The organism is Streptomyces sp. LaBMicrA B280 (genome assembly GCF_049222185.1).
GTDB lineage: Bacteria > Actinomycetota > Actinomycetes > Streptomycetales > Streptomycetaceae > Streptomyces > Streptomyces murinus.
Map to the genome: position 1 here is coordinate 209,156 of NZ_JBMJCT010000065.1, position 9,130 is coordinate 218,285.

A 9,130-nucleotide genomic window follows, 5' to 3' on the forward strand; every position below is an offset into this window, starting at 1 on the left:
ATCCTCCCTCCCTCACACGTCGATGCGGCTGAGCCGCCGGATGAGGACGAAACCGACCGCGTACAGCCCGAACGCGACGAGCACGCAGCCCTGGCCCACCGGGGAGCCGGTCATCCGGGCCAGGGCGCCGTCCCTGACGCCGTTCATCAGGAACAACGCGCCGACCCCGAGAACGGGCACGGCGTACGACGTCATGGTCACCTGGGAGAGCTGGGTACGGACCTCCCGCCGGGTCTCCTTGCGCTCCTCCAGCGTCTCGGTGAGATTGCGCAGCGCGGAGACGACCTGGCCGCCGGCCCGGTTGGACAGCACCAGCGTCGTCACCAGCACGACCAGTTCCCGCGACGGGAGCCGGTCGGCGAGTTCACCGAGGGCGTCGTCCAGCGAATGGCCGATCGCCAACTGGTCGGATACCTTGACCAGTTCCTCCCCGGCCGGCGCCTCCAGCTCCTCCGCCGCCATGCCGATCGCGGTCCGCAGGGCGAGCCCCGCCTGCGTGGCGTTGGCCAGGATGCGGGCGAGTTCCGGGAGTTGGCCGATGAACCGCTCGATGCGCCTGCGCCGCTGCCAGTTGAGGAACTGCACCGCCGCCCAGATGCCCAGCAGCCCGGCGATCGGCCCGAAGAACGGCGCGAGCGCGGCCTGGCCGATCAGCCAGAGCGCGGCGACCGTACCGAGCATGGCGACGAAGAACTCGCCCGGCGTGATGTCCAACCCGGTGGCGGCGAGGCGCCGTTCGAGCCAGCGACCGAGGCGGGTACGGCGCAGCCGCCGGTCGAGATCGCGGAAGTGCCGCCCGCGCCCGGTGCCCGAATCCGGTGGCCCGGTGTGCGTGAGCCGGTCCACCAGCTCGGCCCGCCGGGCCCGGCCCCGGGCGTAGCTGTGCACGCCGATCACCGCGAACACGCAGGTCAGCAGCGCCGCTCCGAGGGTGAGCTGGACGAGGGTGTGGAGTTCCATGTGGGGGCCTACCTGGCTTCTCGGGTGGCGAGCTGGTCGGCGGTGCGGGCCACGCCGAAGGCGCCCGGCACGGGCCGGCTCGCCATGTGCAGGCGGTCGGCGGTGCGGCGCGGCAGCGGGAAGTAGGCGAAGGCGCCGGGCACCCGGCCGTCCGCCGTCATCGGCTCCGCCTCGAAGCGGGCGACGCTGGCCAGCCGGTACGGCTCCCCGCCATGGCTGTCCAGCAGCGCGATCTCGGTGATCCGGCGGGCGCCGTCGGCGAACCGGGTGAGCTGGACGATGACGTCGACCGCGCTGTTGATCTGGTCGTGCAGCGCGACGAACGGCACCTCTACGTCCGACATGGAGGCGAGCGTCTGGAGCCGGGTGAGGGCGTCCTCGGCGCTGTTGGCGTGCACGGTGGCCAGTGAGCCGTCATGGCCGGTGGACATCGCCTGGAGCATGTCGAGGGACTCACCGCCGCGGACCTCGCCGACCACGATCCGGTCGGGCCGCATCCGCAGCGAGTTGCGCACCAGGTCGCGGATGGTGACCTGGCCCTTGCCCTCGACGTTCGGCGGCCGCGACTCCAGCCGGACCACATGGCTCTGCTGGAGCTGGAGTTCGGCGGAGTCCTCGATGGTGATGATGCGCTCGTGCGGCGGGATGAGCCCGGACAGCGCGTTGAGCAGGGTCGTCTTGCCGGTGCCGGTCGCGCCCGAGACGATGATGTTGAACTTCGCCTGCACCAGCCCCGCCAGCAGATACACCATGGGCTCGTCGAGCGAGCCGAGCCCGATCAGCTCCTGGAGGGTGAAGGAGCGCGGGAAGCGGCGGATGGTGAGGACGGGCCCGGTCAGCGACAGCGGCGGGATGATGACGTTGACGCGCTCGCCGGACGGCAGCCGGGCGTCCACCATCGGATTCGACTCGTCCACCCGGCGGTTGACGGTCGACACGATCCGCTCGATGGTCTGCATCAGCTGGTCCGCGGAGGCGAAGCGCAGCGGCAACTGCTCGACGCGGCCCCCGCGTTCGACGAAGATCGCGTCCGCCCCGTTCACCATGATCTCGGTGATCGAGGTGTCCTCCAGGAGGGGTTCGAGGATGCCGAGGCCCAGCGCCTCGTCCACCACCCGCCGGATCAGCTGGGCGCGCTCCACCGTGGAGAGCACCGGGCCCTCCCGGCTGATGATGTGCCCGAGCACCCGTTCGAGACGGCTGCGGCGCTCCGCGGCGGCCAGCGCGCCCATCTCCGCGAGGTCGATCTCCTCCAGCAGCTTGGCCCGGTAGGCGGCGACCAGATGCCCGTCCTCGCCCCGGCTGCCGTGCTCCTCCGGAGTGCTGATACGTGCCCGCAGGCTCATGGTCACCGGCTCCTCAATGGTCGAGCGGCATGGTCGCCGACTTCGTGGCGTCCCCGAAGCTCCATACGATCTTCGGGATGCGGACGGTCGCCGTCACGGTCACGGAGCCGCCCCCGCCGCCCTCCGCACAGCTCACCCGCATCCCCCCGCCGACCGCCGCCGCGCACGCCTGCTGCGCGTCCTGCCGCAGCGAGGCGGCCCGCGCCCCGGCACGGGCCGCCGTACCGGCCTGCTCGGCGGCGTAGGCGACCGCGCCGAGCTGGATGCCGGCGAGGGCGACGATCAGCAGCACGGGCAGGAACCCCAGGTATTCGATGGCGACTTGGCCGCGCTCGCGACTCTCACGGCGGTCACGACGCCCGCTCGGGTACCGCATCTCAGTCCTTCGCCTCCTCCACCGCACCGGCGTGCCCGTGCACCCGCGCCGGGAAGGCGATCAGGCCCGGGAAGAGCACCGGGACCTTCAGGGAGACATCGGCCGTGACGTAGCCGGACCCGCCGCAGCTCACCGTCGCGTCCCCCCGCCACGCCGCCGACAGATCCTTGCGCCCCGCCGCCGCGCAGGCCGCCTGCCGCGCCCCGCCCGGCGACGCCGCCGTACCGGCCCGCACCGCCTCGTCCGCGGCGTTCCCGGCGAGCGTGAAGGTGTACCCCACGAGCACGGCCTGCCACACGAGCACCAGGGTGAGCAGGATCAGCGGCAACATGCCGAGGAACTCGATGCTCACCTGACCCGCATCGCCCACCCGGCCCGCATCACTCATCGCACCCGGATCACTCACCCGGCCCGCACCGCGCGTCGGACCCGCATCGCTCATCCGGCCCGGATCGCTCGTCGAACCCGCCTCGACCAACCGGCCCGCCCCGCTCACCGGCCGCGCATCGCCCACCCGGCCCACATCACTCATCGGACCCGGATCACTCACCCGACCCGAATCCGTGCCCCTCTCGCCCCTCCTCGTCACCGGCTCACTCCTTCCGCCGCCGAAGGCCCCCGGCACGCGCCCCGTCGCGCCCGCCGCCGCGCCCGTTGCCCCGCACGCCACCCCGCGCCCCACCCCGGTGCGCGCCCTCCGCCGCCCGTGCGAGCCCCAGCTCTCCCGCGAGCGCCCACAGCGCCTGCTTCACCGTGCTGCGCGCGTCCAGCTCATGGACCCGCCCCGCGTCCACCACCGCCTGCAATTCCTTGAAGTTGGCGGGTACGGCGGTGCGCGCCAGCGCCGTACCGGTGATCCGCTGCACCAACGCGGGCTGGATCTCGGTGTGCCGGCTCTGCCGGTTGACGACGACCGTGGTCTCCTCCGCCTTGCGGATCTGGAGCCGGTCCCACATCCGCACGGTCCGCTTGGCGGCGCGTACGGCGATCACATCCGGCGTCGTCACCAGCAGCGCCGTGTCCGCCGTCTCGATCGCGGCCGCGCCCGCCCCGCCGAGCTGTGCGCCGCAGTCGATGACGACCACCTCGTAGCGCGAGCGCAGGGCGCGCACGATCTGCCGGGCGGCCCGGTCGGTGACCTCCTCGCCGCGCTCCCCCTCGCCGGGCGCGAGCAGCAGGGCGAGCCCGGTGTCATGGCGGAAGAGGGCGTCGGCGAGGACGCGCGGCGAGATGTCGCTGATGGCGGCGAGGTCGGCGACCGAGCGCCGGAACTGGATGTCCAGGAAGGAGGCGACGTCCCCGCACTGGAGATCGAGGTCGACCAGCGCGGTGGACCGCCCGGAGGCCTGCGCGGCGAGCGCGAGCTGTACGGCCGTGAGCGTCGCGCCGACACCCCCCTTGGCGCCGCTGACCGTGACGACCGTACCGCCGGAGCCGCTCGGCGCCTCGCCGCCCTGGCCGAGGTGGCGCCGTACCTCCGTCGACCACTGGGCGACCGCCTGCACCCGGCCTGCCAGTTCGTCGTACGACAGCGGGAGCGCGACCAGGCCCCGGGCGCCGGAGTCCATGGCGGCGGCGAACAGGCCGGGGCTCGCGTCGGTGGTGACGAGGATGACGCCGACCGCGGGGAAGCGCAGGGCGATCTCGCGGATCAGCTCCAACGCCGGTGCGGGGCCGATGCGTTCATGGACGACGAGCACCTCGGGCAGTTCGTCCACGGCCTCGGCGGCGAGCCGGGCGAGGGCGTCCACCAGCTGGGTGGAGTCGGTGACCGGCGGCTGCGGTTCGGCGTCGGGCAGCTGGCTGAGCAGGGTGACGAGGGAGCGGACGGCGTCCGGGTCGGCGCCCGCCGGGAGGATCCTGGTCGGCATGCGGGCCGCCTCTCACTTGTCCGTCGCGAGTTCGTAGGTGCGGTCCTTGTCCGGGACGCTCGTGTCGCCGCCGGGGCCCACCAGCGCGAGCCGGACGCGCTGCGCGAAGGACTCGGCGTAGGTGATGCGCTGGGCGTCGAGGGTGGACAGCGCGAAGGTGATCGGGACGGCCTCGCTCGGCTGCTGCTGGTTGTTCTTGGCGGCGTCCGGGTCCAGCGCGGTGATCCGGCCGACGTCGAGGACGCGGGCGTCGGTGACGATGATCTTCGACTGGTCGGGGTCGCCCTCCTTCTTGCCCGCGAAGGTGGCGTACACATTGACCCGGGACCCCGGGGTGATCTTCCCCGCCACGCCCGTCGCCGCGTCGATCATGATGGCGACCTCCTGCTGTCCGGGCTGGAGGGCGGGCTGGTCCACGATCATGTCGCTCTGGAGCAGCGACCCGGCGCGCAACGTGGTGACGGCGATCTTGCCCTGGAGCGCGCGCAGATCGGTGACCGCAGTCCCGGACAGCCACCGCTTGGGCATCCTGACCTTCTCGAACTGGCCCGCGTCCAGGGTGGTGTACGGCTTCACGTCGGAGCGGACCCGGTAGGCGGTGACCTCGGGGCCGACCTTGGAGTCCACGTCATGGACGACGGAGAGCACACCGGCGAACGCGAGCAGAGCGCACAGGACGGACAGGAGCAGGAGTATCACGCCGCGGCGCTGACGGGAGTTCATGAACCGTGCAACCTCATTGGGGGAATCGGTCGTTCGGGATATGGACGTACAGGTCGTGGGCGTGTTCCCGGGCTCAGGCGGGCGTGCGGGGTTCCAGGGCCCGTGGGGCGGGCGGTTCATGGACGGGCGGTACGGCGGAGCAGAAGACGCAGCGGTCGCCGATGACGTCGAGCCCGCACCAGTGGCAGCTGGACTGCCGTACGGACGTGACCAGTTGGTACAGCACGGACAGATCGTCGAGGTGGGCGCAGAACTCGACCATGCGGCCGGTCCCCCACCAGGTGCGGGACTCGGCGGGCAGCGCGGTCTCCCGCACGCCCTGCGCCCCCCACGCGGTCCCGAGTCCGGCCGCCCAGTCGCCGGGCAGCTGCCCCTTGGCGAGCAGCAGCCAGGTGGGGAACTCGGGCCCCTTGAGGGTGACTTCGGCTCCGACCTTGACGAGCTGCGGCTCGGGATGGGCGAGCACGGCGAACTGGCTGCCCGGAACCCAGGACTTGGCGTGCGCCTTCAGCCCGACCGGCACCCGGTCCAGGCGCGCGACGGAGCCGAGCACGGCCCCTGCGTGGATGTAGTGGGCGAGCAGCCGCCCGGCGGAGGCCAGCACGCCGGGGCTGAGGTCGCAGGAGGCGAGCTGGCGTAACTGGCGTCCCAGGACGGCGACTCCGAGGGGCGGCAGCTCGGGCCGGAGCAGCGCGATCCGGTCGCTCTCCAGCAGCGAGCGCAGGGTGTACAGCCGTCGTACGACCGGCTCCGGGGTGGCCGCCGAGCACACCACGACGACATGGCCGTGCCCCTCGATGAGGTCGCTCAGTTCGGTGAGGGCGTGATCGAGCGGATGCCGGTCGAGTCCGGCCAGCACGACGGCGGGCATGGTGCGTTCGTCCTGTGGCGGCAGCGCCAGATCGGCGCTGGTCACGGCAATGGCAGTTGGCACGCCCCGCTCCCCGGTGACTTCACTGCGTGACTACCTGAGCACTGTATCCACGCGCGCCGGGCGGGAGAACAGCGTTTGTGAAGCCCATGTGGAACTTGCTGGGGGCAAGTCCCCGCAAACCGGGGCAGGTTGCGAAACCCATCGACCCCCGCTTTGGTCTGGACCTCTTGACAGCCGGATTGGTCTGGACCAACTTGTCTGTGCACCGGTGGCCACCGGCTCCACCCCACGGATTCCAGCCCGTCGGATTCCACTCCCCTGGAATTCACCCGTTGGGATCCACCCGCTGGACCCCTGCCCCACTCCGACTCCCCCCGGAGGTCCCCGTGGACCGAGCACCAGGCACCCCCAGACCACCCCGACGCCGGCTCGCGGCCTGGTCCGCCGCCGTCACCCTCGCCCTCGCCACCGCCGGCCTCGCCGCGACCGCCGCACCGGCGTCCGCGGCCGACGTCAACAACGTCGTCAACGCCGGCTTCGAATCGGGCCTGTCCGACTGGACCTGCTCGGCGGGCAGCGGCACGACCGTCTCCTCTCCGGTGCACTCCGGAACCAGTGCGCTCAAGGCGACCCCCGCGGGGCAGGACAACGCCCAGTGCACCCAGACGGTCGCCGTCAAGCCCAACTCCTCGTACACGCTGAGTTCCTGGGTCCAGGGCGGCTACACCTACCTGGGCGTGACGGGCACGGGCACCACGGACGTCTCCACCTGGACGCCGGACACGACGGCCTGGAAGCAGCTGTCGACGTCGTTCACCACCGGCGCGAACACCACGTCGGTCACGCTCTACACCCACGGCTGGTACGGCCAGGCCGCCTACTACGCCGACGACCTCTCCCTCTACGGCCCCGACGGCGGCGGCACCGGCGGCACCACCCCGCCCCCCACCGTCCCGGCCGCCCCCACCGGCCTCGCGGTCTCCGCCACGACCTCGTCCTCCGCCTCCCTCACCTGGTCCACGTCCTCCGGCGCGACCGGCTACAACGTGTACGAGAACGGCGCGAAGGTCTCCTCGACGACCGGCACCTCGACCACCCTCACCGGCCTGTCCGCCGCCACCTCGTACTCCATCCAGGTGACGGCGACGAACGCGGCGGGCGAGTCGCAGAAGTCGGCGGCGGTGACGGCGACCACCGCCTCGACCGGCACCGGCGGCAACACCGGGGGCTCGCTCCCGAAGCACGCGGTGACGGGCTACTGGCAGAACTTCAACAACGGCGCCAAGGTCCAGAAGATCTCCGACGTGCCCGCCGCCTACGACATCATCGCGGTGGCCTTCGCGGACGCGTCCACCACGCCGGGCGCGGTGACCTTCACGCTGGACTCGGCCGACCTCGGCGGCTACACGGCCGACCAGTTCAAGGCCGACATCAAGGCCAAGCAGGCGGCCGGCAAGAAGGTCATCGTCTCGATCGGCGGCCAGAACGGCACGATCTCGGTCAGCGACTCCGCCTCGGCCACGAACTTCGCGAACTCCGTCTACTCCCTGATGCAGACGTACGGCTTTGACGGCGTCGACATCGACCTGGAGAACGGTCTGAACGCGACGTACATGACCCAGGCCCTGCGCGCCCTGTCCGCGAAGGCGGGCCCGTCCCTGATCATCACGATGGCCCCGCAGACGATCGACATGCAGTCGACGTCCGCCTCCTACTTCCAGACGGCCCTGAACGTGAAGGACATCCTCACGGTCGTCAACACCCAGTACTACAACAGCGGTTCCATGCTGGGCTGCGACGGCAAGGTCTACAGCCAGGGCACGGTCGACTTCCTCACCGCCCTCGCCTGCATCCAGCTCCAGGGCGGCCTCTCCCCCTCCCAGATCGGCCTCGGCCTCCCCGCCTCCACCAGCGCGGCCGGCAGCGGCTACGTCTCCCCCTCGGTCGTGAACAACGCCCTCGACTGCCTGACCGCCGCCACCAACTGCGGCTCCTTCAAGCCCTCAAAGACCTACCCCGACCTGCGCGGCGCCATGACCTGGTCCACCAACTGGGACGCCTCGAACGGCAACGCCTGGTCCGGCACGGTGGGCACCCACGTCCACGCGATGCCCTGACCTGACCTGACCACCCCCGACCCCCACCACCCGGCGCCCGGCCTCCTCCTCGGAGTCCGGGCGCCTCGTGCGTTTTCGGCCGCCCCGGCCCGATTCGCGTTGCGAGCGGCCACACACCGCCACGATGCTCCCTGACATGACCTCAGGGGGCCAGAACATCTCCATGCCGTCGAACGGCGATCCCTTCACCCGGTCGACCGCCGCCGAGTCGGCGCACGTGCGCCATGAAGGGGCCGCGCGAGTGGGCGAGTTCCGCCGCACGGCCGTTCTCGTACGCTGGCTGGGCGCCCGGCTGCTGGACGCCGCGGTGCCCGCCGCGGGGGTGCCGTGCGGGGTCGCGCTGGACGCGGGCGGCCCGGGCGCCCTGTTCCCGCCGGTCGCGGGGATCGTGCCGGACCGGGTGGCGGTGGACGTGACCGAAGCGTGGGGGGACACGAAGTGAGCGGCGACGGCAAGGACTTGAAGACCGAGGGCCTGGCCCTGATCGCCAAGGGGCTGTACGACGCCCCCACGAAACCGCTGTGAGAGACACACGTACGAGTTTCATGGTTGGTCCGGCATCGCCGGATCCACGGAAGAGGCAGACGCCGGCTCCTGGGGTCTGCTCTACGAACGTTCCGCCGATATGGATCAGCCGCCAGGCCCGGGGGCCTTTCGGGTCCATGTCATGGCCAGGGGCGAAGTGCAGGACAGACTCGATCCATTCCTTTCGCCCTGTCGCCCTGTCATCGAGGACTGACCCCGGAACGCAGAAAACCCCCGCACCAACGGTGCGGGGGTTTCCCTAAAAATTGTTCGGCGGCGTCCTACTCTCCCACAGGGTCCCCCCTGCAGTACCATCGGCGCTGAAAGGCTTAGCTTCC

Annotated in this window: 10 protein-coding genes and 1 rRNA gene; 3 read left to right on the forward strand and 8 right to left on the reverse strand. The window is 71.5% G+C overall.

The annotated features are described in order from the left end of the window. Positions 1 to 12 precede the first annotated feature (12 nt). The 7 genes from ACLF5H_RS36750 to ACLF5H_RS36780 all read right to left on the reverse strand — a co-directional run bounded on the left by ACLF5H_RS36750 (position 13) and on the right by ACLF5H_RS36780 (position 6,210). Positions 13 to 960, reverse strand: coding sequence for a type II secretion system F family protein (locus ACLF5H_RS36750; RefSeq protein WP_421680321.1), 948 nt, complete (start codon positions 958 to 960; stop codon positions 13 to 15). 8 nt (positions 961 to 968) lie between these two features. Next, entirely contained in the window at positions 969 to 2,306 is a 1,338-nt protein-coding gene (locus tag ACLF5H_RS36755) for a CpaF family protein (RefSeq protein WP_421680322.1), read from the reverse strand. A 13-nt stretch (positions 2,307 to 2,319) separates the two neighbouring features. Next, positions 2,320 to 2,682 (reverse strand): TadE/TadG family type IV pilus assembly protein, encoded by a 363-nt coding sequence (locus tag ACLF5H_RS36760; protein ID WP_421680323.1) that lies wholly within the window; start codon positions 2,680 to 2,682, stop codon positions 2,320 to 2,322. Between the two features lies 1 nt (position 2,683). Beyond that, entirely contained in the window at positions 2,684 to 3,070 is a 387-nt protein-coding gene (locus tag ACLF5H_RS36765; protein ID WP_421680324.1) for a TadE/TadG family type IV pilus assembly protein, read from the reverse strand. Positions 3,071 to 3,275: 205 nt separating this feature from the next. After that, complete coding sequence (locus ACLF5H_RS36770; protein ID WP_421680325.1) at positions 3,276 to 4,553, reverse strand: AAA family ATPase; 1,278 nt, start codon at positions 4,551 to 4,553, stop codon at positions 3,276 to 3,278. A 12-nt stretch (positions 4,554 to 4,565) separates the two neighbouring features. After that, positions 4,566 to 5,276: a Flp pilus assembly protein CpaB gene (cpaB, locus tag ACLF5H_RS36775; protein ID WP_037664275.1), complete on the reverse strand. Its 711-nt coding sequence runs from the start codon at positions 5,274 to 5,276 to the stop codon at positions 4,566 to 4,568. Between the two features lie 73 nt (positions 5,277 to 5,349). After that, complete coding sequence (locus tag ACLF5H_RS36780) at positions 5,350 to 6,210, reverse strand: hypothetical protein (protein WP_421680326.1); 861 nt, start codon at positions 6,208 to 6,210, stop codon at positions 5,350 to 5,352. A gap of 326 nt (positions 6,211 to 6,536) precedes the next feature. Between ACLF5H_RS36780 and ACLF5H_RS36785 the strand changes: the two genes are divergently transcribed. From ACLF5H_RS36785 to ACLF5H_RS36795, 3 genes are all read left to right on the forward strand, one after another. Continuing rightward, positions 6,537 to 8,267, forward strand: a complete 1,731-nt coding sequence (locus tag ACLF5H_RS36785; RefSeq protein ID WP_421680327.1) for a chitinase — start codon at positions 6,537 to 6,539, stop codon at positions 8,265 to 8,267. A 136-nt stretch (positions 8,268 to 8,403) separates the two neighbouring features. After that, entirely contained in the window at positions 8,404 to 8,709 is a 306-nt protein-coding gene (locus ACLF5H_RS36790; protein ID WP_421680328.1) for a hypothetical protein, read from the forward strand. 117 nt (positions 8,710 to 8,826) lie between these two features. Next, positions 8,827 to 9,006, forward strand: a complete 180-nt coding sequence (locus tag ACLF5H_RS36795; protein ID WP_421680341.1) for an Imm7 family immunity protein — start codon at positions 8,827 to 8,829, stop codon at positions 9,004 to 9,006. A 54-nt stretch (positions 9,007 to 9,060) separates the two neighbouring features. Here the strand turns inward: ACLF5H_RS36795 and rrf are convergent. Next, positions 9,061 to 9,130 (reverse strand): 5S ribosomal RNA (gene rrf, locus ACLF5H_RS36800); the annotation flags it as partial.

Excerpts from the sequence above, each read along its gene's own strand:
- ACLF5H_RS36750 (WP_421680321.1), bottom strand. The coding sequence starts at position 960 with ATGGAACTCCACACCCTCGTCCAGCTCACCCTCGGAGCGGCGCTGCTG.
- ACLF5H_RS36790 (WP_421680328.1), top strand. The coding sequence starts at position 8,404 with ATGACCTCAGGGGGCCAGAACATCTCCATGCCGTCGAACGGCGATCCC.
- cpaB (WP_037664275.1), bottom strand. The coding sequence starts at position 5,276 with ATGAACTCCCGTCAGCGCCGCGGCGTGATACTCCTGCTCCTGTCCGTC.
- ACLF5H_RS36765 (WP_421680324.1), bottom strand. The coding sequence starts at position 3,070 with ATGAGTGATGCGGGCCGGGTGGGCGATGCGGGTCAGGTGAGCATCGAG.
- ACLF5H_RS36770 (WP_421680325.1), bottom strand. The coding sequence starts at position 4,553 with ATGCCGACCAGGATCCTCCCGGCGGGCGCCGACCCGGACGCCGTCCGC.
- ACLF5H_RS36760 (WP_421680323.1), bottom strand. The coding sequence starts at position 2,682 with ATGCGGTACCCGAGCGGGCGTCGTGACCGCCGTGAGAGTCGCGAGCGC.
- ACLF5H_RS36755 (WP_421680322.1), bottom strand. The coding sequence starts at position 2,306 with ATGAGCCTGCGGGCACGTATCAGCACTCCGGAGGAGCACGGCAGCCGG.